Origin of the sequence: Sphingobacterium sp. 1.A.4, from assembly GCF_002734245.1 — a bacterium.
In the GTDB taxonomy this organism is placed as follows: domain Bacteria; phylum Bacteroidota; class Bacteroidia; order Sphingobacteriales; family Sphingobacteriaceae; genus Sphingobacterium; species Sphingobacterium tenebrionis.
Window position 1 is genome coordinate 49,231 of record NZ_PEAZ01000063.1, and the last position, 25,464, is coordinate 74,694.

General features: G+C 42.9%; 16 protein-coding genes. 9 read left to right on the forward strand and 7 right to left on the reverse strand.

The window, feature by feature from the left end; translation table 11 throughout:
• The first annotated feature begins 5 nt into the window (after window positions 1-5).
• On the forward strand, window positions 6-2,114 hold the full coding sequence (locus CRJ00_RS10770) for a S9 family peptidase (protein ID WP_099366877.1): 2,109 nt from the start codon (window positions 6-8) through the stop codon (window positions 2,112-2,114).
• A gap of 157 nt (window positions 2,115-2,271) precedes the next feature.
• On the opposite strand, the gene CRJ00_RS10775 is transcribed toward CRJ00_RS10770, so the two are convergent.
• From CRJ00_RS10775 to CRJ00_RS10785, 3 genes are all read right to left on the reverse strand, one after another.
• Entirely contained in the window at window positions 2,272-3,219 is a 948-nt protein-coding gene (locus CRJ00_RS10775; protein WP_099366878.1) for an MlaD family protein, read from the reverse strand.
• A 55-nt stretch (window positions 3,220-3,274) separates the two neighbouring features.
• Window positions 3,275-4,105 carry an N-acetylmuramoyl-L-alanine amidase family protein gene (locus CRJ00_RS10780; RefSeq protein WP_099366879.1) on the reverse strand — a complete coding sequence of 277 codons (831 nt, stop codon included), beginning with the start codon at window positions 4,103-4,105 and terminating at the stop codon, window positions 3,275-3,277.
• 69 nt (window positions 4,106-4,174) lie between these two features.
• Window positions 4,175-5,038 (reverse strand): N-acetylmuramoyl-L-alanine amidase family protein, encoded by an 864-nt coding sequence (locus CRJ00_RS10785; protein ID WP_099366880.1) that lies wholly within the window; start codon window positions 5,036-5,038, stop codon window positions 4,175-4,177.
• Between the two features lie 230 nt (window positions 5,039-5,268).
• On the opposite strand from CRJ00_RS10785, the gene CRJ00_RS10790 reads away from it, so the two are divergent.
• From CRJ00_RS10790 to CRJ00_RS10800, 3 genes are all read left to right on the forward strand, one after another.
• The gene (locus tag CRJ00_RS10790) at window positions 5,269-7,851 is read left to right on the forward strand and encodes a putative LPS assembly protein LptD (protein WP_257213754.1); all 2,583 of its coding nucleotides are present in this window, start codon (window positions 5,269-5,271) and stop codon (window positions 7,849-7,851) included.
• 22 nt (window positions 7,852-7,873) lie between these two features.
• Window positions 7,874-9,124 carry a competence/damage-inducible protein A gene (locus CRJ00_RS10795; RefSeq protein ID WP_099366882.1) on the forward strand — a complete coding sequence of 417 codons (1,251 nt, stop codon included), beginning with the start codon at window positions 7,874-7,876 and terminating at the stop codon, window positions 9,122-9,124.
• Between the two features lie 108 nt (window positions 9,125-9,232).
• A complete protein-coding gene (locus tag CRJ00_RS10800; protein ID WP_099366883.1) occupies window positions 9,233-10,720 on the forward strand; it encodes a dihydrolipoamide acetyltransferase family protein in 1,488 nt (495 codons plus the stop codon).
• 238 nt (window positions 10,721-10,958) lie between these two features.
• Here the strand turns inward: CRJ00_RS10800 and CRJ00_RS10805 are convergent, their stop codons facing one another.
• Window positions 10,959-12,278 (reverse strand): MATE family efflux transporter, encoded by a 1,320-nt coding sequence (locus CRJ00_RS10805; RefSeq protein WP_306473109.1) that lies wholly within the window; start codon window positions 12,276-12,278, stop codon window positions 10,959-10,961.
• 197 nt (window positions 12,279-12,475) lie between these two features.
• On the opposite strand from CRJ00_RS10805, the gene CRJ00_RS19295 reads away from it, so the two are divergent.
• The 3 genes from CRJ00_RS19295 to CRJ00_RS10820 all read left to right on the forward strand — a co-directional run bounded on the left by CRJ00_RS19295 (window position 12,476) and on the right by CRJ00_RS10820 (window position 15,749).
• Window positions 12,476-13,015: a Sec-independent protein translocase subunit TatA/TatB gene (locus CRJ00_RS19295; protein ID WP_099366885.1), complete on the forward strand. Its 540-nt coding sequence runs from the start codon at window positions 12,476-12,478 to the stop codon at window positions 13,013-13,015.
• 70 nt (window positions 13,016-13,085) lie between these two features.
• Complete coding sequence (locus CRJ00_RS10815; RefSeq protein WP_099366886.1) at window positions 13,086-15,383, forward strand: Tex family protein; 2,298 nt, start codon at window positions 13,086-13,088, stop codon at window positions 15,381-15,383.
• A 75-nt stretch (window positions 15,384-15,458) separates the two neighbouring features.
• The gene (locus CRJ00_RS10820) at window positions 15,459-15,749 is read left to right on the forward strand and encodes a hypothetical protein (RefSeq protein WP_099366887.1); all 291 of its coding nucleotides are present in this window, start codon (window positions 15,459-15,461) and stop codon (window positions 15,747-15,749) included.
• Between the two features lie 33 nt (window positions 15,750-15,782).
• Here the strand turns inward: CRJ00_RS10820 and CRJ00_RS10825 are convergent, their stop codons facing one another.
• Complete coding sequence (locus CRJ00_RS10825; protein WP_257213756.1) at window positions 15,783-20,180, reverse strand: translocation/assembly module TamB domain-containing protein; 4,398 nt, start codon at window positions 20,178-20,180, stop codon at window positions 15,783-15,785.
• A 57-nt stretch (window positions 20,181-20,237) separates the two neighbouring features.
• On the opposite strand from CRJ00_RS10825, the gene tsaD reads away from it, so the two are divergent.
• Window positions 20,238-21,239, forward strand: coding sequence for a tRNA (adenosine(37)-N6)-threonylcarbamoyltransferase complex transferase subunit TsaD (gene tsaD, locus CRJ00_RS10830; protein WP_099366889.1), 1,002 nt, complete (start codon window positions 20,238-20,240; stop codon window positions 21,237-21,239).
• Between the two features lie 179 nt (window positions 21,240-21,418).
• On the opposite strand, the gene CRJ00_RS10840 is transcribed toward tsaD, so the two are convergent.
• Both CRJ00_RS10840 and CRJ00_RS10845 read right to left on the reverse strand, forming a co-directional pair.
• Window positions 21,419-22,696 carry a carboxypeptidase-like regulatory domain-containing protein gene (locus tag CRJ00_RS10840; protein ID WP_099366891.1) on the reverse strand — a complete coding sequence of 426 codons (1,278 nt, stop codon included), beginning with the start codon at window positions 22,694-22,696 and terminating at the stop codon, window positions 21,419-21,421.
• Entirely contained in the window at window positions 22,689-23,249 is a 561-nt protein-coding gene (locus CRJ00_RS10845; protein WP_257213757.1) for an RNA polymerase sigma factor, read from the reverse strand. The genes CRJ00_RS10840 and CRJ00_RS10845 overlap by 8 nt, the downstream gene beginning before the upstream one ends.
• 95 nt (window positions 23,250-23,344) lie before the next feature.
• On the opposite strand from CRJ00_RS10845, the gene CRJ00_RS10850 reads away from it, so the two are divergent.
• Window positions 23,345-25,186: a vWA domain-containing protein gene (locus CRJ00_RS10850; RefSeq protein WP_099366892.1), complete on the forward strand. Its 1,842-nt coding sequence runs from the start codon at window positions 23,345-23,347 to the stop codon at window positions 25,184-25,186.
• The last annotated feature ends 278 nt before the right edge of the window (window positions 25,187-25,464 follow it).

Genomic DNA, 25,464 nt, shown 5'->3' on the forward strand with positions numbered 1-25,464 from the left:
TCACTATGCGAAAGATAACCATTATTGGCGCATGCTTATTAATCAGTAATATGGCTATGGCACAACGAACCAAGGATCTTCCAGATAAGATGGATAGGCAGAAACTTGCTGTAAAAACAATGTATACCCCAGGATTGGAACCCTTATCGCCCAAAAAACTTTGGGAATTAGGTAGGGTGGCTGCAGAAGGCCTTTCAAAAGATGGAAAGACATTGGTTTATTCAGTTTCGAACTACCAATTTGATGAAAATAAATCCGAGAAGAACCTTTATACCATTCCGGTAAATGGAGGTGTCGCCAAGCAGTTCACTTCTGAAGCTGGCTCGGAATCCGTTCTGAAAGTGGAAGAAAATGGGGATGTGCTGTACACATTTAAAGGGCAGATCTGGAAAAAGAATATCGATGGTTCAGATGCGAAACAGCTTACGAATATAGAAGGTGGTCTTGAAAATGTGAAGCTCTCTCCAGATGGGAAGAAGATCATGTTCAGCAAAGCGGTCTTGATCAAACCTTACCATTCCGTGGATAAATATAAGGACCTGCCAAAATCAGATGTATATATCTATGATAATTTGGATTACAGGCATTGGGACAGTTGGATGGATGGCCGTTTCAACCATCCCTTTGTAGCCAGTTATGATAATGGACAGATTGGGGAGGCGAAGGATATCCTGGAAGGGGAAGCTTTCTATTCGCCACAGATGCCATTTGGTGGTGCAGAAGATTTCGCTTGGGCTCCGGATAGCAAATCTGTTTTTTATGTGTGCAAGAAGAAATTCGGAACCGATTATGCCCAGAGTACCAATACGGATATCTATCAATATGACCTGGCTAGCGGAACAACCAAAAATTGGACAGAAGGCATGTTGGGCTATGATACCCATCCTGAATTCAATCCAGATGGTAACTTGTTCTCCTGGTTGAGTATGAAGACCGATGGCTATGAAGCGGATAAAAACGATATCTATATCCTGGAACCTGGTTCCAACCGTAAGGTAAACCTGACGGCCCACTGGGATGGAACGGTGAATTCCTTTACATGGAGCAAAGATGGTAAGAAAATATTCTTTACCGCACCTGTGAGTGGTACCGTTCAGGTATTTGAATTGGGCGTGGAAAAAGGAGTATGGAATAAAATGCAGCCAAAGATCAACCAAATCACGAAAGGTGATTTTGATATTACAGGCATAGTAGGAGAGACCAAGGATGGTCTGGTATTGACATCTACCAAAATGACCCGTGCAACGGAGGTGTTTTTCTTTCCGTTCAAAGGCAAGGAATTGAGACAGATCACGACCGTGAATGATGCAGATTATAGCAAAATGGCGGCAACGAAGGTGGAAAGTAGGGTAACGAAGGCGAGCGATGGAAAGGATCTATTCTCCTGGGTGATCTATCCACCGGATTTCGATCCGAACAAGAAATACCCAACCTTGTTGTTTTGTCAGGGAGGACCGCAATCTGCGACTACACAATCGTATTCTTTCCGTTGGAACTTCCAATTATTGGCTTCTCAGGGCTATATTGTGATAGCACCAAACCGTAGGGGAATGCCAGGCTGGGGCGTGAAATGGAATGAGGATATTTCTAAGGATTGGGGTGGACAGGCTATTCGGGATTACCTATCGGCTATTGATGACCTTTCGAAAGAGAAATATGTGGATAAGGATCGTTTAGGTGCTATTGGCGCTAGTTATGGCGGTTATTCGGTGTTTATGTTGGCAGGTGTGCATGAAGGAAGGTTTAAGTCCTTTATCTCGCATTGTGGGTTGTTTGATATGGAGTCTTGGTATGGGACGACAGAGGAGTTGTTCTTTGCTAACCATGATTTGGGAGGACCCTATTGGGATAAGGCAAATGCAAAAACGTATACGGATTATAACCCGATGAGGCATGTGAATAAATGGGATACACCAATTTTGATTTTCCAGGGGGGTAAGGATTTTAGAGTGCCGATCGGGCAAGGGCAGGAAGCTTTCCAAGCAGCGCAGTTGAAGGGGATTAAGAGTCGGTTTGTGTATTTACCGGAGGAAAACCATTGGGTGTTGTCTGGGCAGAATGCGCAGGTATGGCAACGGGAGTTTTTTGGCTGGTTAAGTGAAACTTTGAAGTAGAAGGAGGGGGAAGTACGCGTCATTGCGAGGAGGTACGACGAAGCAATCTTTGGACTAATCGAAAGATTGCTTCGTTCCTCGCAATGACGTAACCCTCGCAATGACGTAACCCTCGCAATGACGTAACCCTCGCAATGACGAATTATTTCATTAAAAATTACTTCGTATCCCTCTTTCCGAAAATCGAGATCTTAAGATATTTCCCTGGATTCTTCTTCAAATCCTCAATCAACTGATTCAAACTCTCCGAAGAATTCGCCAGATTATTATACAACTTCTCATCATTCAACAACAAGCTCAACGATCCTTCCCCACTATTGATCTTATCCGTTATCATCCGCACCTGCAACATCGCTTGATTTGCATTATCCACTGTTTCCTTAATTTCCGTTTTGGAAAGATCATCAGAAAGGTTATCAATATTAGCCAGAATCGAATTGATCTTACTGTTATGCTGCTTAAAATTACTGGTAATCGACTCTAAATTCGCCAAGATATTGGTCAAACGAGCTCGCTCGCTACCCACCATCCCATCAACATCGCCCGTAATCTTCTCCAAATTCTTTAAAGAAACTGAAATACTATGTACCGAACTTTTGAAATCACGTTGGAAATCGGCATCCAATACCGAGTTAACCCCCGTTAGCACCGAATCCAATTTAACCACCAAATTCTCGATCTTCTTCTGTAGCGGTTCTACTTTTTCCATTAGGTTCGCCTGTACATCTGAAAGCAAAGGATCGCCGTTACGTGCCATGGTCGTACTATTCCCCAATTCAAAAACAATGGCTTTACTCCCCAATAAATCCGCAGACACAATCCGTGCTACCGTATTGGATGGAATATCCACTTTATCATCAATCTTGAATTCTGTTTTGATCTTGCCGTTCGGCTGAAGGGTCAATTTTGAAACCCGACCGATCTGGTAACCATTCACCAACACCGGTTTGGAAACAGCCAATCCATCCACATTATCATATTCAGTGTAAAAAATGTTTTCACTACTAAAGACATTATTGCCCTTTAGGAAGCTGTATCCAATAAACAACAAGGCTATGGCGATAATGGTAAGTGCGCCAACTTTAGTTTCATTAGAAATTTTCAAAATGATCCGATTTAAGAGTATCTATAAATATTTAACCACCAAGTTAAGAAAAAGTTTATCTTTCAAAAGCTTTTCGGTAGGTATTTATTGCATTAAACAAATCTGTGACAATGGCTTCCTGCCCAGCAGCAGAGTTCATGTAGCGTTCCTCTTCGGGATTACTGATGAATCCGATTTCCGTAAGTACCGCTGGCATACCCGCAGTGGCCAAAACAGCCAAGGACTGCTCTTTAACACCTCTATCAGTGCGGTTGGACCCTTTGAACTGGTCCTGCATATAGCTTGCTAATCGGATACTCTGCTCCCTATATTTCCTTTTGATCAAGGAGAAGATGATATAGGATGATGGATCCTTTGGGTCGAAACCACCATAGTTTTCCTTATAGTTTTCCTCCATCAGGATGGAAGCATTCTCTCGGATGGCCACATCCTGCTGACCTGTACGGCTAAAACCTAAAACCAAGGTCTCTGTTCCGGCGGCTGATGTGTTCAATGTTTTTTGGGTCACATATTTTCCTCTACTGTTTTTTACCCTTCTACTGGTAGTACCTCCAGAGTTACAGTGGATGGAAATAAAAAGATCGGCATTGTGCTTATTGGCAATAGCAGGTCTTTCGTATAGCTTCGGGTAAATATCCGTTTTGCGGGTATAAACCACTTTTACACCTGGCAGTTCCTGTTCTATACGTTTGCCTAATTTTAGGGCTACCTGCAGCGCGATATCTTTTTCCTTCGATACCCGACCGACAGCACCTGAATCATGACCACCATGTCCTGCATCAAGTACAATCGTCCGCATCTTTTTTACGGTACCACTTTGATTTGGATTTTGCGGGTCTTTAGGAGTAAAGGAAGCTAAGACGATGACTGATAAACAGATGGCCATACGTCCGGCTGCCTTAAAAATGTTTTTTTTCGTGTTTTTAAAAGTGTCCAATTTCAATGTATCTTAATGCTATAATCCAGAACTTGTTTTATAGCGTTTCACTGCATCAACAATGTTGCCAACAATTTCTTCCTGTCCTTTTGCGGATAACATGTAGTTTTCTTCATCTGGGTTGGAAATAAATCCAATTTCGGTTAAGGCAGAAGGCATACTCGCAAATGCCAGTACCGCTAAAGATAATTCCTGAACGCCACGGTTTGGTCTGCCCTGCTTTACATATTCATTCTGGATATAAGAAGCAAATTTAATGCTCTTGTCCCGATAAGTTCTTTTCAATAAGGAAAATATGATATACGAAGAAGGATCTTTAGGATCAAAACCACCATAGTTTTCCTGGTAATTTTCCTCCATCAAGATATCCGCGTTCTCTCTTACCGCTACGTTGGATTCCCCTTTCTGTAATCGGTTATAACCACATACAAAGGTTTCTGTTCCACTCACATTAGGTCTGCGGATTACCCGACCTTTCGAATCATAATCGGCCGAGTTACAGTGAATGGATAAAAAGAGATCCGCCCGATTGCGGTTGGCAATGGCGGAACGCTCATGGAAAGGAACATCCACATCTGTTTCCCGCGTAAGCATCACCTTTACACCCGGTAATTCTTTTTCAATAGCATCTTTCAGTTTTTTTGATACTTGCAAAACGATATCCTTTTCGGCAGAAATCTTTCCTCTGGCGCCAGGAATTCTCCCGCCATGACCCGGATCGATAACGATCAATCGCATCGCTTTATTGCCAGAAACTTCGGTTGAAATGGGTTCCTTTGCGGAGTCGCCCTTACTGGTTCCGACGTAAATACTTAGAAATAAGATAGGTAGTGTAATGCCTAAAATGCTTAGGACTGATTTTGTTCTTTGATTAAGATTCATTTCCAACTTCTCCTTTTAAATATCCAACAAAGTGCTTTTTAAAGTTATTTGTTAAATATGTTTAACTTTATCAAAATCCTAATTATTGTAATAGATTTTTGACTATTTTTGCCATCAAGAGTTTAAAATTAGCACAAAAATAACATTCATATTTCATTTTGAAGGCTTTAAGTTGTTTTTTCCTTACCCTTTTTCTTTTTTTTTGTGGGCTGTCTTTGGTAAAAGGGCAGGTGGAAACCAATTCCAGAGGGACAACTGTTACAAACGACACCTCCAAAAACGAACTCCAGGATACCAGTAAAAACAATTTCAAACAGGTTTCAGGACAAGATACGGTGCATATGCAAGATGATGGCGGTCTGGAAACCGTGGTTACCATCTCGGCCAATGATTCTTCCTGGAACGAGGTCAGCAAAAACATCCTGCACCTGTTCAAAGGTGCCAAAGTGAAATATGAAGGCTTCGAATTAGCAGCCGACTATATCCGTTTGGATAGAAATACCAATATCTTGTTTGCTTCCGGTGTGATCGATCATAACGGGAAATATGTTGGAAGGCCAGTCGTGATCATGCCTGGAGAATCGCCGATTGCTGTCGATTCCCTGTTATATAATTACAAATCCCAAGTGCCGAAAACCTATGGCGTGATGACCGAGGTGGATGGGGGTTATATTCAAGCCCGGGAAGTACGTAAGAATATCTATGACGAGATGTCCTTGTACAAAGGATTGTACAGTACCTGTGATCTGCCTTATCCGCATACCCACTTTGGTATACAGATCAGCAAAGGGGTGATCACCCAAAAACAGATTATTGCCGGACCATCCTACCTGGTGGTTGAAAATATACCCTTAAAATTTATTGCTATTCCATTCGGATTTTTCCCTAAACAGGATAAGAAGAGTTCCGGATTTTTATTCCCATCCTTTGGTGAGGATGCCTCCCGTGGTTTTGCCATGCGTGATCTGGGATGGTACCTGACCTTCAATGATTATTGGGATTCGGAAATCAGAGGTAACCTGTATTCCAAAGGAACCTGGGAAGCTAGTGTAAGGACCCAATATTTGGTGAACTATAAATTCAGTGGTAACTTCAATATCCGTTATGGTTCCTTCGTGGAAGGGGTAGAAGGTACGCCAAGTTATGGACGTAGTAAAGATTTTAACTTTACCTGGAACCATACCCAAAGGCAGGAGGCTAATCCGGGGACTTCCTTTACGGCATCTGTAAACTTTGGTACCCGTTCTTATTTGCAGAATTCTGCTGCGGGTGGAACATACGATCCTCGCGCATTGACCAATAACCGATTGAACTCTTCCATCGCTTATGGAAAAGTATTTGCCGATGGTAAGGTCAATTTCACATCCAACCTTCGCCATGAGCAGGACCTGACCACTGGTCGGGTAACCTTGGATCTACCAACCATCAGTTTGAACGTGGCCACCTTTAATCCTTTCGATAGTAAAGATCGTGTTGGGGAACAGAAATGGTACCAGAAACTAACGGTAGGTTATAGTATGCAGGCGCAGAATAAGATCGTTACGTTTGATACGCTTTTGTTTAGAAAAGAAACGCTTCAGGACTTTACCAATGGGATGCAACATAATATTCCGGTTAGTTTAAGTTTGAATGTGCTGAAATATTTCCAATTCAATACCTCCGCCAATTACACCGAACGCTGGTATTTGCAGTCTGTTCGTAATCGTGTAGCAAATGAGGTGTTTGGATACAGCACGGTAAAAGATACTATCCAAGGCTTCAAAAGAGCCTACGATTATAACCTTTCCAGCGGATTGTCAACCAAGGTATATGGTATGTATCCTAAAATGGGTAAGATCGAGGGTATACGCCACGTGATTACACCATCGGTGAACTTGAATTATCGCCCTGATTTTGGAAGGGAAAGATATGGCTATTACCGTAATTTCATTGATGAAAATGGCGTGAACAGGAACTATTCCATCTTTGAAGGTTCACTTTATGGATCGCCAAGTGAAGGTCGTTCCTTAGGGATTGGATTCTCGGTAGATAATAATATTGAAGCAAAAGTTAGGGATGATAATGATACCACAGGTAATGGATTCCGAAAGATGCCTATTATCCAAGGTTTAACCTTCTCGGGTAACTATAATATGGCGGCAGATTCCCTGAAACTATCCACCATCAGTTTCTCGGGACGTACCTCATTGTTCAAGGAAAAATTGAACCTGAATTTCAATGGTACATTTGACCCTTATACCTACGATCCTTATACAGGAAGAACCATTAATCGCTATGCGATCAAAGATGGTAAGCTTGCTCGTTTGACCAATTTCGGTCTTTCCTTTGACTATAGTTTTAATCCGGAGGCGAATAAAAACCGGAATAACAATATGGATTCCCTGCGGAACAGCATGCCGAATCTAAGTCCGGAACAGGCGCAGGCACTTTCACGCATCAGTACCGATCCGAATGCCTTCGTAGATTTCAATATTCCATGGAATGTTGCTGCATCCGTTTCTTTCAATTATGCTCGGGTTTTTGATAGCCAAGAGCAAAGAATGCGCAGTGTGTTGACCAATACGGTCAATGTACATGGGGATTTCAATGTGACGCCGAAATGGAAGATTCAATACAATACCGGTTTCGATTTTGTGCAGATGAAGGCCAGTTTGACCAACATCAGTATTTATCGGGATCTACATTGTTGGGATATGTCGGTCGGATGGGTTCCATTTGGGCAATACAAAAGTTATAACATAACCATCAGGGCAAAGGCATCGATCCTTCAGGATCTGAAGTTATCGAAACGCCAGAGTCATTTTACCTTTTAGAAAAACTTAAATCTTAAAAGCCATGAAAGCTGAGATTATTACCATTGGTGATGAGATTCTGCTGGGGCAAATCGTGGACACGAACTCGGCATGGCTAGGACAGCAATTGTTCGACCTGCAGATTCATGTTCAACAGATAACCTCTATAACAGATAGTGAATCCCATATTCTTCAAGCTTTAACAGCCGCTCAAAGCAGGGCAGATGTGATCATCTGTACAGGTGGATTAGGCCCAACCAAAGACGATGTAACCAAAGCGACCGTCGCCAAGTTTTTCAATACCACTTTCGTCCATAATGAAGAAGTTATGGTTCATGTGAAGCAGATTTTTGAACGCTTCAACCGGACCATGCCGGCCATGAATTATGGTCAGGCTGATGTGTTGGCCAATGCGGAAGTCCTTTTCAATGATTGGGGAACAGCGCCTGGAATGTGGGTGGAGCATGAGGGGAAGGTGTTTATTTTCCTTCCGGGAGTACCTTTTGAAATGAAAAACCTGATGACCCATCGGGCTATTCCTAAGTTGAAGGATTTTCACAGTGAGGAAAAGTTGGTGCTGCGCTATATATTAACCGTTGGAATAGGGGAGTCGCATTTAGCCGAAATGATCGCTGATATCGAGGATAGTTTTCCGGATCAGGTACATCTTGCCTACCTTCCTAAGATCGGTATGGTCAGACTTCGGTTGACGGTTTCTGGCAAAGATGTGGAACAATTGAATCTTTTAGCGGATGAGTTGCAAGAGCAATTGATTGCGAGAATTGGGAATGCTGTTGTATCAACGGAAGATATCAGTTTTGAGGAGGTGCTCATCAAATCCTTTGTGGCGGATAACTGTACCTTAGCCACGGCAGAGAGCTGTACAGGCGGAAATATCGCACATATGATTACGGAAGTAGCCGGAGCAAGCGAGATGTTCGAGGGAGGGATTGTTTCTTATTCCAATCAGGTGAAAGTGTCGCAGCTGGGTGTGTCGGAGTCGACCTTGGAGGCTTTTGGTGCGGTAAGTGAAGAAACGGCTGTGGAGATGGCGAAAGGGGCAAAGGAACGTCTCGGCACGAGTTATGCAGTGGCCACTACGGGAATTGCAGGGCCTGGAGGTGGCTCGGAGGAAAAGCCTGTAGGTACCGTGTGGATTGCTGTAGCGGGTAAGCAGGAGGTGCAAACTAAATTGTTCCGTTTTCATGGGGATCGGCACATCAATATTGAACGGGCAACCGCGCAAGCCTTCCTGATGTTATGGAATTTATATCGACAAGAGAAGGGCGATTAACAGAATTATATTTTTTGTAGGTTTTTATTCAAACGATTATATTTTGTTTCCTTGAGTTTCAACTTTTAATAAGTAACTTAGTGGACTAACAATCCAAATAAAAAATAGATGGCTATATATAAACTTTTACTTCCTAAGATGGGAGAAAGCGTATCAGAAGCTACGTTGACAAAATGGGTGATTCAGGTTGGAGAGCGCATCGAGGAAGATGATGCTGTCGCTGAGATCGCGACGGATAAAGTGGATTCCGAAGTGCCATCTCCGGTTGCTGGTATCCTAAAGGAAAGATTGTTTGAAGAAAATCAGGTAATCCAGGTAGGCGATGTTATTGCATTGATCGAGGTTGATGGCGATGATGATGCTGAAAATTCAGGGAATGTTCAGGATGAAAACTTGAATAATTCCGAGCAAAACATAGAAGAAAAACAAGCGGAACATACGGAAGAATCTGCTGATCAGGAAGGAATGGATGATGCTCCTGAAGCATCGACAGAAATTCCTGGAATGGATCAGGTGGATAGCCGTGCTGCTGAAGATCATAACCAAGTTTCGGAAGCTGGGAGTTCTGGTATTCGTTTTTATTCCCCATTGGTTAGGAATATTGCTCAACAGGAGGGTATTTCTCAACAGGAGCTGGATGGAATTACTGGTACTGGTGCAGAAGGCCGAGTGACGAAACAAGATGTTTTAAACTATATCCAGCAAAAGGCAGGAAGTAACCATATACCTAAAGTTGATTCAGCTTCTCCAACTATGGGGTCTTCAATTACTGAGTCTAGAAGCTCGGTAGCTTCATCATCTGCTGGTTCAGAAGTTAAAGCATCTTCTGGTACAACTAATGTAGGTCAAGCTGTGACGAGTCCGGCTCAGGTAGTGAAGAGCTCCGGATCAGACGAGATCATTGAAATGGATAGAATGCGTCGTTTGATCGCAGATCATATGGTGAGCAGTGTGAAGACTTCGCCACATGTATTTTCAGTGGTGGAAGCGGATGTAACGAATCTGGTGAACTGGAGAAATAAAATCAAGGACGCTTATAAAAAAGCAGAAGGGGAGAACATCACCTTTACACCATTGATCATTGAAGCGATCGCGAAAGCTATTAAAGATTTCCCGATGGTGAATGTTTCAGTGGATGGATATAATATTATTCGCAAGAAAAACATCAATATTGGTATGGCGGCGGCTTTGCCAAGTGGAAATCTGATTGTTCCTGTGATTAAAAATGTGGATCAGTTGAGTCTTTCGGGGATTTCAAAATCGGTAAATGATTTGGCAAATCGTGCGAGGGGTAATAAGCTGAAGCCGGATGATACACAGGGAGGTACTTTTACATTTACGAATATCGGTGCGTTCGGAAATATTTTGGGCATGCCTATTATCAACCAGCCACAGGCAGCGATTTTAGCTGTAGGAACTATTAAAAAGAAACCGGCTGTGTTGGAGACTGAATATGGTGATGTTATTGCTGTAAGGCATATGATGTATATCTCGATGTCTTATGACCATAGGGTAATCGATGGCGCTTTAGGTGGAAGTTTTATCCGCAGAGTGGCTGATTACTTAGAAAACTGGGACGCAGAAAGGACGGTGTAGGTTTTTAGTTGTTGCGACTATCTCGGCAACTATCTCGTCATTGCGACTTTCCCGTCATTGCAAGGAACGAAGCAATCTTTCCGCAGGTCATGCTGAGCAGCGTCGAAGCATCTGTTCGTTAGTACCCGTACAGATCCTTCGACTACGCTCAGGATGACAAAGACTACGCTCAGGATGACAAAGTCCAAAGATTGCTTCTTCGTACCTCCTCGCAATGACGGAGTACCTTACAATGTCTTTAGGCACCCACCTCAATTAACTTCCTTTTCACCACATACTGATACCTCCAAAACAGCAAAACCGAAGAGGTCAGCAATCCCAATGTCAAACCATACCAAATCCCTTTAACCCCCACATTCCAATAAATCCCCAACAGATAAGCCACCGGTATACCCACCACCCAATACGCCACAAACGTTATAAAAGTAGGGATATTCACATCGCCCATACCCCGCAAAACACCCAATCCAACCACCTGCGTTCCATCAAACAATTGGAATCCACCTGCAATGATCAATAGAGGGCCAGCCAAAGCAATAACCGCCAGATCCGTTGAAATAATATAAGGAAGGTATTGATTAAACACCGCAAATATCAAGGCGCATATTATCATAAAGACAATCACCAAATGATAGGAAACCGTTGCAAACTTCCTCAACCTAAAAAAGTTCTTGTTTCCAAAACTATTCCCAACCTTAATGGTGGCTGCTGAAGCAATTCCACTGGCCATCATATAAGTCATCGCAGCAAGCGTAATTGCGGTTTGATGTGCTGCCTGTTCCACTGCCCCGATCATCCCTGCGATCAAAGCCGCCGCAGCAAAAGCGCCAATCTCAAAAACATACTGCATAGCAACCGGAGCACCAATCTTCAGGATGTTTTTCATACGATGCACATCAATGAACTTTACCGAAAAATGCTGGATATACCGTTTGAAATTCGATGAATTCAAAACATACCATGCCATAACAGCCATCATCAGGATACGGTCCACCAAGGTGGCAATACCCACACCAACAACGCCCATTGGCTTAATGCCAAACATCCCTTTCACCAGCACAATTGCCAAGAGCACGTTCAGTACATTTCCCCAAATGGTAATGTTCATAGCCTGCTTGGTAAAACCCAATCCTTCGGCAAATTGCTTAAAGGTATTGAACAGCATCAAAGGTAATATGGATAAGCTCAGGATCAGAAGATAAGGTTTGGCGGTTTCAACCACCAGCGGATCTTGGTCAGCATGTTGCATGGCATACATCGATCCGAAATAAACCAACAAGAACAGCAGGAGAGCCGAAATGATGTTCAACCAAAAACTGTTGGAAAGCAATTTGGCACATTCCTGATAGTTCCCGCGTCCATTTTCCTGCGCGATCAGAGGTGTTAATCCAAAGGCAATACCAAGGCCTATCACCAGAACTACCATAAAAACAGAATGTACCAGAGAAACAGCAGCTAATGAAATCGTACCGGCAAAATGGCCAACAATAATGGTATCCGCTGTTTGGACCAAGGTATGGCCCAATTGGGAAATCACAACAGGTCCGGCTAATGCCATGCTGCTGAGGTAGTACATTTTGTTGGATTTGTAATAATTGAACATATCAAATCGGGTTGGAATGGGCAAATGTACAAAGTTTAACTTCAAACATTGTAGCAGGCTTGTTAACTTTTTGTGTCTAAATATTTACAGATAACAGTTGGCGAAAAAAAATAATACACTTACCTTAGCTCTATTAACAATTTTTAAAAGAAATGAATTTAGCGTTTTTGAATATAGGTACCCAAGAGATGGTGTTGATCCTGATTGTGGCGTTGTTGTTGTTCGGAGGGAAAAAACTACCTGAATTGGCGAGAGGACTGGGAAGAGGTATACGCGAATTTAAAGATGCTTCCGAAGGCATCAAAAGAGAGATTTCCGATCAGATCAATAACTTTGAAAAGGAAATTGATGATGTAAAAGCAAATATCGAAACCGAACCTGAGCAGCAAAAAACATCTACGAATTACCAAAATGATGAGGCTTTAGCAAATCAAGGTACTGATCAGACAGAAAATGGAGAGGTAAAAGAAAAGAAAACTCCACATTTTTCTGCTCCTGCCGGGACATATACCCATCAACCTTATGCAACCCCAACACAGGATGATTATTACAGCTATGGTTATAACGACCATTTTGAAGATAATAAAGAAGTAGACCAAACGGCAGCTACAGAAGATCAACCATCTGCTGACCAAACACAAAATGAAGAAGATAAAACTTCTTCAGATGAAAATCCATCTAAAAACGCCTAACAATATTTAAGCATAAAACCTTAAGCTGTTGATGTTCTTCAACAGCTTATTTTTTCTATAACATTTGATTATGAGTACATCCCACGAGTTTATCGTATCGCAAGAGCTAGCGCTTAGCGAAAAGCAAGTAAACAGTACATTGGCTCTATTGGATGAAGGTGCTACCATTCCTTTTATTGCAAGATACCGTAAAGAGGTTACCGGAAGTTTGGATGAGGTGCAGATTGCGGCGATCAGAGATCGTATTCAGCAATTACGCGATCTGGATAAACGCAAGGAAGCTGTCTTAAAATCCATTAGTGATCAAGGGAAATTGACCCCTGCTTTAGAGGAGCAGGTGAAAACAGCCGAGACCATGGCCATTCTGGAGGATATTTACCTTCCATACAAGCCAAAACGTCGTACTCGGGCTTCCATGGCGCGCGAGAAAGGATTACAGCCATTGGCTGATATTCTATTAGCACAGGATAAGATCGATCTTGACGAAGCAGCTGCAGACTATATCGATGCGGAAAAAGGGGTGAACAACCTGGAGGAAGCATTGGCAGGAGCAAGAGATATTCTAGCGGAACAGATTGCAGAGGATGCAGAAGTTCGATCTCATGCAAGAAAGATCCTGATGGAAAAAGGGAAATTTGTTTCTAGGGTGGTGCCAGGAAAAGAGGAGGCAGCCCTTAAATACAAGGACTATTTCGAGTGGTCTGAATCACTAAAAGATGCACCATCCCATCGGGTATTAGCGATGCGTAGGGGCGAAAAAGAAGAATTATTGTACCTGGATGTGGACGTGGAAGAGGAACAAGTGCTTCCGGGTATCGAAAAACAATATATCAAAGCCAAGAACAGTTCCAGCGAGCAGGTTGAACTTGCGCTATTGGATAGCTATAAGCGTTTGCTGAAACCATCCATGGAAACGGAGGTTCGCGTATTGACTCGCCAACGTGCAGATGAAGAAGCGATCAAGGTTTTTGCAGATAATGTTCGCCAATTGCTATTGGCGGCACCACTTGGTCAGAAACGCTTATTGGCGATTGATCCAGGTTTCCGTACGGGATGTAAAACCGTGGTCCTTGATGCCCAAGGGAATTTATTGGAGAACACGGCGATCTTCCCACACAATGGCGCCGGAGGAATGGCAGAGGCCGAGAAAACCATCAAGCATTTAGTTGCTAAATACGATGTGGAAGCTATTGCAATTGGCAATGGTACAGCTGGCCGTGAAACAGAAGATTTTGTCCGCAAATTACAATTGTCGAATGTGACGGTGGTGATGGTGAACGAAAGTGGAGCTTCGATTTATTCGGCTTCAGAAACCGCAAGGGAAGAGTTTCCCGATTATGATGTTACCGTTCGGGGTGCAGTTTCCATCGGTAGAAGATTGATGGATCCATTGGCCGAATTGGTGAAGATCGATCCAAAATCCATTGGAGTAGGTCAATATCAACATGATGTAGACCAAGGTAAATTACAGAATGCATTAGATGATACCGTGATTTCCTGTGTGAATGCAGTTGGAGTAGAGTTGAATACCGCTTCCAAACAGATTCTTGCCTATATCTCAGGATTAGGACCAGCATTGGCTCAACAGATCGTCAATTATCGTAAGGAAAATGGACCGTTCAAATCTCGTCGGGAGTTGAAGAAAGTGCCTAGACTGGGCGATAAAGCCTTTGAACAGGCAGCAGGCTTCCTCCGTATCCGAAATGCAGCGCATCCTTTGGATGCTTCCGCAGTACACCCGGAGCGATATGCGTTGGTGGAGCAGATGGCAAAAGATCTAAAGGTTTCTATCGAAGATCTGATGAAGGATGATAGCCTGAGAAAACAGGTAAACTTAAGAAACTATACGTCCGAGGAAGTGGGATTGCCAACCCTGACTGATATCATGGCCGAGTTGGCAAAACCAGGATTGGATCCACGGGAGAAATTTGAATCCTTTTCCTTTACGGAAGGTGTGAATAAAATCAGCGATTTGAAGGTGGGCATGAAACTGCCAGGAATCGTAACGAATATCACAAACTTTGGCGCTTTTGTGGATATAGGTGTTCACCAAGATGGATTAGTACATTTAAGTCAATTAGCGAATCATTATGTTTCCGATCCACATGAAGTAGTCAAAGTGCAACAACAGGTGATGGTGCAGGTGACGGAGGTAGATGAACGCCGGAACCGAATCAGCCTAAGCATGAAAACAGAAGATAAAGGCCAAAGAAAGCGTTCGGATTACCGGGAGACTGGAAAATCAGATCAAGGGAAACGAGAGCAGGGTAACAGGCCGCATGGCAAAGGAAACCAGGGAAGGAGAGAGTCTGAGCCCGAAACCGATATTGCTAGTAAACTTGCAGCGTTGGCAAGTAAATTTAAATAGACACAAAAGAAATGGCTAGTCCTCCAGGCTAGCCATTTTTTTATTAGTACTCGAAATAATTGATTAATTTCAACCATGACTATTCAAGAATTCAAAGCCTCATTAAAAGAAAATCATCCCGATCCATCCTGGTCTATTCATCTAAAATCCCTTTGGTATGATGCAAAGGGCGATTGGAAAACTGCTCATGACTTGGTCGATCAACTCACGGATTTGCCTTCTGCACATCTACATGCTTATTTGCATCGGGTGGAGGGCGATCTATGGAATGCCAGGTATTGGTACAACCGGGCCAAGCAGCCTGAATTTACCGGTTCCCTAGATCAGGAATGGGTGTCCTTATTCCATTTATTTAATAAAAACTAAAGTTTACTAGAAGATCAACAAACGGATAGCCAATTAAAATGGATTAAGGTTATGCTTTACCGAATCCTGCCTTGGCAAAGAAAAAGGTTTGATACTATCCTGTTTTGTTTTGAAAGTCCACATCCGGCGCCAGAATTCTCCAAGGGTATTGAATTCCTGCCGATACACCAATCCTACCGCGTTGATATAATCATCCGTCGGTGTAAATAAAATATTCCTCGTATTTAAACGATTGTAAGCCCGGAAGACTAAACTTCCATCCCTACGCACCCTATAAGTCAACTCCGCATCCGTAGCTACCTCATTGGAGAAAAAAGTAAGATCGGTGGTCTGTATGTTCCTGCGGTCCACAATACCACCCGTCAATACCAAGCGATCATTGAAGAACCTAAAGGAAGCTGAGGCATCATTGAAAGAACGGATATTAAAATCCAAGAAATTAATATTCAAGGATTGCGCTAAAATATTATTAAGCTGATTGAAGGCGATCTCCGTTCCGGCAGACAATAAGGTGTTGTTCACCTCCCGACCAACATCATTGGAAGAACTTGCCGTAAAACTTCTTCGGATGATCAGACTCAAGGCCTGTTGGTTCACATTGTTCGCATCGCTTAGATAAGCCTGCAATTCATCCTTTACATAAGGGTTTTGCGGGAAATTCAAGTCGAAAGTAACATCTGGTTGGCTTAGCGTACCTTTGATGTTCATATCAGCTTGTGCCAACACGCGTTCATCCTGCCCAGCTCGCCCTGCTGCATTATACAGATCGCCGATCGATGTTCTCTGTTGATAGAGTGCCACCAAGTTAATTGTTGCTCCAGACGGAGAGCCCGTCCAACGGATGGTTCCCCCTTGTTTGATGTCAAAGTATTTGTTGATAAAATCCTGCGCCGTAAAATGGAATTTTCCAGAACTTACGGTATAATCTCCGAACATCTCAAAATCCCCCAAACTCGATACTTTCAAGGTGATTTCCCCATTACCTGTCCCTTTCAGAGAACCAAGATCCGTCTGTAGGTTCACTTCCGCATCGGGGGTCAGCACCAGGTCCATGTTCATGGTCATGCCCTTCAGGAAGTACCTGGAAGCATTCTCTTTATTTTCACTGGAATCCTTACTCACAAAATAGATGAAATCGCTGTCAGATACCGTCATCGCTGTGTTAAACGGTATACTGATGACTGTATTGGCCTCGGATCTTGCTTTGATATTGATGTCGATAGCAGAGGTCTGTCCCTTGAACAAAAAGTTCCCCGTAGCAAAGGCAGTCCCATAGTAAAGGTTATTGTCCTTGAAAGTGGTGTTCAAAATCATGACATTATTGGTGGCCACATCCACATCAATATAAGGATTGTTTAATTTATTCAGATCGATCTTCCCATTCGCTACCGCTTGATGCCCTTTGGTATCCGTGAAGGTCAAATTATCCAAAATAATGTTGTTCTTGTCTACCAATGCCGTTTGGTTACTGAAGTTATACGCCGTTTTCAGGTAATTCACATTGAACGATGCATTCTGAATCTTGGCCGTTCCGTTGAACAATGGATTCTTCAGGGTGCCATTGATCTGGATATCTGCATTGATCCTGCCTTCCAGATTAGAAGCCAGGTTGCGGACAAAAGGTTGCAGCAAAATCAATTCTGCTTCCTTAAGACCGCCCTTCAGATTTAATTCCTGATCACCCTCATCCACTTGATAGGTTCCTTTCAATGTAAGCCCTCGGTTCAGTTCATCCAATAATTGGAGATCTAAGTTCGCTACTTTGGATTCCGGTACATAATCCGCCAATAATTTCAAATGCCCGATGGGGATTTTATTATATACTAGCGGGGTAGTACTTACATCCGCAGATAGATATGGTTTTCTGAAAATAGAATTCACTTCAATATTACCGTTCAGCTCTCCACTTAACTGAATTCCCATAGGCGCCAGAATACTTTCCAAGGAATTTAGGTTGAAATGGTTGAAAGCCACATCCAATTTATCATCCTCATTGGACAATACCCCGTTAAATGTCAACAATTGCTTGCCCTGGCTGGCCTTCAGGTTCTGCAGGTAAAATTTCCCCTTAGAAACACGCATTTCTGCATCTTTGTTGAATTCCCAAGGATCATTATTGACCACAATGGTCGATTCATTGAACTTGATGTATGCGGGTTTGTTATGCGCAAAATGGATATTCCCATTCAATCGCAGGTAATTTAGATCGGTTTCATTTGCCGCATTGACCGAGAACATCAGGCTGTCTTTTGCCAGTACATTGTTGATCTCGATATTATTTACATATAGACTATCATTTAAAAATAGCCGATCTGCCTTGAGGTCAAGAGAAAAGGCCTCTTGATCCGCATTTTCCTGCAGATTTAGGTTTTGCAGGTTGATACCTTTGTATTTGACCAAAGGGCTAAAAGCATGGAATTTAGCGGTATAATCCTTCGAAGAAAAATGGGCTTCTAAATAAGCACCATCTTCTAAGGTCAGGTTGGGATCCAAGAAAGCGGAAACAGGTTCAAAGGATTTGATATTGAACTCCAGATCAAATATCTGGGGGTTATAAGGTTCCAGATCGAAGCCGATTGCTGGTGCATAGCGCATCGCCAAAGCTTTAAAATAGGGAACAATGGTATTCAGATCGATCAAGCCGCGCATCTCCGCATCCGCCACATTGGACTTCAAACTGAAAAGCCTGTCCTTTTCATTACCCTGTGCCGAAAAATAAACATCATTGATGGAAAACTCGCCCTTGCTGGTTTCCATATTGATCTGGTCGCTATAAAGATCGCCCACCAGATTGTTCAGGTTGTTTCCTTTTAATTGGGTGTGGATGCTGGTATTATAGATCAGGATACTGTCTTTTTTAACCACGCCCATTTTCTTCAGGTTGACCTGCTCAATATCAGCGTAAATGTCGTAAGCAATTTGAGGTTGCTGAAGGTCTATAGAAGCATCGTAACTCAACCTGATCTGGGGATCTTTAATATCCCCAACGGCCTGGATAATGCTGTTCGCTAAGGTCGCATTGACGAATAGGCTATCATATTGGTAATTCTCAAACTGGAAGTTTTTTAGATCTCCTGCCAGATTCAGTTCCAATTGATCCAATTCCAGACCTTTACCTTGAAAATCGAAATCCATTCCGGTTTGTCTCAAGCTATTAGACCCCAAAAGTTTACCTAATTGAAAATCCGGGCTTTGGAGTTGACCTTGATATTGTATGCCTTGCTTGAGGTTGATGTTTGTCTTGGCAATGATATCGCCTAAGGCAGTTTGGAAGTTACCTTCCACATCAAAAAGGTTGTAAAGCCCTTTGAAAGTTCCGGCAAACTGTAGATGTCCTAAGGCATGTAATTGTTCAGGTAGCTTGAAAGCGGAACGGTTGGCCAATTGAGGAACCAAGAGTTCCACATCCTTGGCTGAACTGTTCAGTTTTTCCAGGTCAAAATCAAAAATGGTCCTGTTGATGTCGGGTAAACCCTTGATACTGAAATCGCCCTTTAGTTCCGTTTCCTTTCCGGTTTTAAGATGGGCATCGCTGGCGTATAATTCCGCTACGGTTCCATCCACCTTAGCCTGGATGACATGGGTTTTGAACTTGACGAACTTCAGGTCAGGTGCGAAATATTCTATATCCCTGGAATCCACAAAAACATCTTCCAAGGTGCTTTCAATCTGCACCTTATTGATGAAATCGCCGAAATCAGCGAATTTCGAATAAGTGAATTTTAAATAGCGGCTTAAGGAGGAGTTGTTGCTGATGAGTTTCAGATCATCAAATTCCATGGAAGTGGAGCTGATCTTCGTCTGCGCAGTGAGTTCCCTCAGGTGAAAACCTGATTTTTCTTTAAGCGTTAATGCCCTTAAGTTAGCCTCAAAACCTAGGGTATCAAATTTGATCTCATTGATTGCGCCAGAAAGGTTGATGATGTCCAGATCGGAAAAATCAACACCTCGGTTAAGGTGTTTGAATCGATGGTTGACCAGTTTGATCTGGTTGTTCTTGAGCACAATATTATCCAGTTGCAGTTGCAAAGGCTTGCTCTGTTTTCCTTCTTTCTTTTTCTTGGGGGCGAAATAATCGACCAAAAACTTAAAATTAGAACTGTCTTTATAGAAATGCAGGTTGGCTTTTGCTTCCTCGATACTGATTTCCTCAATGGTAATCTTGTTTTCCAAAATCTTGCGCAGCATGAGGTTGGCATGCAGTTCTTTGGCAGAAAGCAATGCTTTGCCCGATTGATCGGAAATCTGAAATCCAGTAAGGGTGAGTTCTGAAAATGGTCGGAAATATACACGTTCCACCTTAACATCAGCTTTTAACTCTTTGGACAGGTAATTGGCGACCTTATGGCTCACATAGGTCTGCACGGAAGAGAACTGTAGCGAGAATAACACGATCGACAGCAATGCAAGGATGCTGAGCAGGCAAATCAACGTTATTTTCAGTATTTTTTTGATACTTTTGTACTTTATTTAAATTACTCTCTCAAAATGGCCATCATACTCGGAATAGAATCTTCATGTGATGAAACTTCGGCCTCTATTTGTATAGACGGCGAAATTAAGGCAAATATTATAGCTGGTCAAGCAGTACATGCGAAATATGGTGGTGTGGTTCCGGAGTTAGCCTCCCGAGCACATCAGCAGAATATCATCCCTACGGTAGATCAAGCTATTGCTGAGGCAAAAATACATAAAAATGAGATAGATGCAGTAGCATTTACGCGTGGACCTGGACTTTTAGGCTCTTTATTGGTAGGAACCTCCTTTTCGAAGTCTTTTGCCTTGGCGATGAATATTCCTTTGATCGAAGTGAACCATATGCAGGCACATATTCTAGCGCATTTTATTGATGATCCTAAACCTAATTTTCCGTTCTTATGTTTAACGGTTTCTGGTGGACATACGCAGATCGTGCTGGTGAAGGATTATTTTGAAATGGAATTGTTGGGGGAGACCCTGGATGATGCTGCTGGAGAAGCTTTTGATAAAACAGCAAAGATATTGGATCTGCCTTATCCCGGTGGACCATTGATCGATAAACATGCACAAAATGGAAATCCAGAGGCTTTTAAATTACCGGAGCCTCAGATTCCGGACTTGAACTTTAGTTTTTCGGGTTTGAAGACGGCGATACTTTATTTGGTGCAGGGAGAGTTGAAGAAGGATCCTCGATTTTTGGAGGAGCGAATGGATGATCTATGTGCCTCGGTGCAGAGTAGGATTGTTTCTATTTTGTTGAATAAATTGAAGAAGGCGGCGAAGGAAACAGGAGTGAAGGAGATTGCTATTGCGGGTGGTGTTTCTGCGAATTCGGGGTTGAGGAAGGGGTTGTTGGAAATGGGTGAGAAGTATGGTTGGAAGGTGTTTATTCCGAAGTTTGAGTATTGTACGGATAATGCAGCAATGATTGCGATAGCGGGTTATCAGAAGTTTTTGAAAAAGGATTTTGTAGGGCAGGATATAGCGCCATTGGCAAGGATGCATGTATAGTTTTCCGCGTCATTGCGAGGAACTATACGTCATTGCGAGGAGGCACGACGAAGCAATCTTTCGATATGCGGCGCCCTATGTCATCCTGAGCGAAGTCGAAGGATCTGTACCAGATGGTTCGACTACGCTCACCATGACATGGCTAAAGATTGCTTCGTTCCTCGCAATGACGCGAAAAACTACCTAAACTCTACCTTAACCTCTACCTTCTTCCCATCATTACCCAAGCTCCAATCCGGGCCGTTCGAAATAATCTGAATAGCCCTTTGGTTCAACACCGTATTACTAGATTTCTTAACCTGTATCTCCACCGGCCTTCCCGCATTAGAAACATCAAACACCAAGGTCACAGTTCCTTTACCCAATAAAGATTGACCAGTCTGATCCTCTAGGTATTTCCTAAAAGCCGACCAACCCGCCAAAGGCTCTGATTTTGTTTTTCTCGCTCTACCACTTACTCCAACAACAACAACCTCATCCAAACTATGATTCGATGGGGCCAGCTGTACCACCTTATTATTACTTGCGATTATACGCTTACTCTCATATCCTAAAGAAATCAATTCCAATTCTTGGCTATTTGCCGACAAAGGCATAATATATTGACCAGAAGAATCTGTAATGGCAATTTCATTCGTTTGAACATCCCTAACCGTCACATGATCCAATGGTCTCCCTGAAACCTGATCCAACACCAATCCCGTTACGATGGTCTTTTTGTCCTGGGCAGAACCAACCCGCGCAACAGCTCCAGTAATAGTTTCCTTCTTCGCCATACTATTGATTCCCCGGATAACAATTTGATTTTCAGTTTGTACCCCCGAAACTCTTCCTGCAACCCTATTATCCACAATCATATCCTCATTCCGGAAATCATAAGACGTATCCCGCCATCTTCCAAAACCCATCCGATCTGCTTCTGTAGCCACTTGTGCATCTGGAAATCTCAATTTCGGCCGCTGAATTTCTACAACAGCATCTTTAGATGCCCGGTGTTGAGGCGCTTTCTTTTCCAGCATGGCTATTTCCTGTTCAGGCTCGAACAATTCATCCGCCAAACTATCTATCGGAGCTACATTCGTAGGGCTATCCATCGGTGCCGCCTGATCTGCCGTGGCAATGCTTTCCTCCATTGTTTCCTGCTCCACATCACGATTTAGATACCAGGTAAGACCAATCCCAAATGCCAATACCAAGGCAGCTGCAATAGATATCCAACGTAAATAGCCCATTTTACGGATCCTCTTTGGATGCGTACGTTCGTAAATAGCAGAATCAAGATCCTTTTTATCCAGCAATTCAGATTCGCCCAATGCCTTCTCCTGCTCCAAACCAAGGATGATGTCCATCAAGAATTCATCCTGATGGGATGCCTTTTCAAGGGCATACATCTCCGAAGGACTCAGTTCCCCGTTTACATATTTCCTTAAATAAGCAATATCAAAATGATTATTCATTTCCACTCCTTTCCATGCAGTTCTTCAGATTGCGCTTCCCGTTCTGAATATAACTCTTAACATCATTCAAGCTGTAGCCTGTTATTTCTGAAACCTCTTTATAGCACTTCTGTTCTATAAAGAAGAGTTGTATACTCTGTTTTTGTTTATCGATCAGCACCTCGATACAACGTTCCAATTGGGAAAGTTGCTCTTCCTTGTCCTGATAGTTTTCCTCCTGATGCAGGTTTACCCCAAATTCCACAAAACTGTCTGTAACAATTTCCATTTTATTTTTTGCAGAACGCAGGGCCATCAGGCAATGGTTCTTGCCAACAACATATAACCAACGTGGAAAATCTTGGATATCCTGTTTCTTTACCTTTTCGATCAGTTCTTCGAAAATCTGCATAACGGCATCCCGGCTTCTTTCCGGTTCTTTGAAGTATCGGAGGCATACATAGTATAGCATTTCGCTGTGCCGTTGAAACAGCTCACCTAAATAGGTAAGATCTCCAGCTTGCAGATAGGCTTGGAGCAGTTCCTCATCGGTATGGTTGGTCTGTTTCGACAAAATGCTACGGCTTTATAAAAGCTGAAAATTAATTTTTTTTTCTCGTTTATGGAAATTTGTTTTTTTCTGCATCCCTTGTCAAAAATCAACGCGCTATGAAAAGATTACTATATGTTTTCGCTTTGCTGTTTGCCCTAGGAGGTATGAGCCAAGCCATTGCAGCCGAAATTACCGGCTATGTGAAGGATAATTCGAATAAACAGCCCATTGTTGGGGTGCAGATTATGGTAAAAGGAAAAAACCTTGCCACTACCTCGGATAAGAACGGGTATTTTAAGATCCAGGCAGATAAAGGGGATGTATTGGAGTTTTCCTACCTAGGATTTGAAACCAAGACCGTAAAAATCGCCAAGAAATTGAATTTAGAGGTTTTTATGGATGCGAGTTCTATGCAATTAGACGAAGTAACAGTCGTGGGATATGGGCAGGTGAAAGCGCAAAAACGTGTAGGGGCAGTTGTGGCATCCCACCATCCCGGGATGATGGTTCGAGGTATTCCAAGTCCTGTGCAATCAGAATCCTATCAAAACATTGATGAGAATAAGTTTATTTCACCGTTGAAGGAAGCATTATCCACTTTTGCGGTAGATGTGGATGCCGCATCATACAGTAATGTACGTAGGATGATCAATTCTGGAACTCTGCCGCCGAAAGATGCGGTACGTGTGGAGGAGATGATCAACTATTTTCAATATAATCTGCCTGCCCCAACCAATGGAGACCCGGTAAAGATTTTTACCGAGTTGGCGACTTCGCCATGGAATAAGGAGCATAAACTGATGCGTATAGCACTTAAAGCTAAAAATATGCCGACAGAAAAATTGCCACCTTCCAATTTTGTGTTCCTGATCGATGTGTCTGGTTCTATGTTTGGACATAATCGTTTGCCATTGGTGAAATCATCCCTGAAATTATTGGTGGATCAATTAAGACCAGAGGATAAGGTAGCCATTGTAACCTACGCGGGTTCAGCTGGGTTGAAATTGAAAAGTACTGCTGGTGATCAGAAGATGACCATTAAGAATGCGATCGATGAATTGGAAGCTGGTGGTTCAACCGCTGGTGGCGCGGGAATTAAGATGGCCTATAATATAGCGCGGGAAAATTTCCTGAAGAATGGAAATAACCGTATTGTGTTGGCAACTGATGGGGATTTCAATGTGGGAGCTTCATCGGATGAGGATATGGAAAGCCTGATCAGCAGGGAGCGGGAGAGTGGTGTGCATTTAACCGTTCTGGGCTATGGTATGGGAAACCTGAAGGATAGTAAGATGGAGATCTTGGCGAATAAAGGTCATGGTAACTATGCGTACATTGATAATATTGCGGAAGCGAGAAAAGCCATGGTCACAGAATTTGGTGGAACGATGTTCACGGTGGCGAAGGATGTGAAGATCCAAGTGGAATTCAATCCGGCTTATGTGCAGGCTTACCGATTGGTGGGGTATGAGAATAGGTTATTGGCCGCTGAAGATTTTAATAATGACCAGAAATTGGGCGGAGATATGGGAGTTGGGCATGCGGTCACTGCGATCTATGAGATTGTTCCGGTAGGGGTGAAGAGCTCGGCTATTGGAACAGTTGATCCGTTGAAATATCAGGAGAATGGAAAATCTAAAGCAGGTGCTTTGAATGGCGAATTGGCTACGGTGAAGTTCAGGTATAAGGATCCGAAAAGTGAGGTGAGCAAATTGCAGCAAGTGGTGGTGTCGGATAAAGCTGTTGGAATTGATGCAGCAAGTGAAGATTTTAGGTTTGCAACCGCAGTTGCGGAGTTTGGGATGTTGATTCGTAATTCAGAATTTAAACAAAAAGCGAGTTTTCCAAGTTTGATCGCTAGAGCAAAAGCTGCCAAAGGAAAAGATGATGAAGGTTATAGGGCAGAGTTTATCAGGATGGCAGAGAATAGTAAGTCTTTGATGGATACCGGGAGGTAGGTTGTAGAGGAGAGATGATAGATGATAGATGAGAGATGATACACCTTAGCAGGCTGTCATTGGGTGGGGGACAGTCATTGCGAGGGCCAGCGTCATTGCGAGGAACGAAGCAATCTTTCATCTCGTCATTGCGAGGAACGCAGCAATCTTTCTCCCCTCGTCATTGCGAGATACGAAGCAATCTTCAAACATGTCATGCTGAGCGCAGTCGAAGCATCTGTTCGTTAGTACCCGTACAGATCCTTCGACGATGCTCAGGATGACAAAGGGCATTCAGG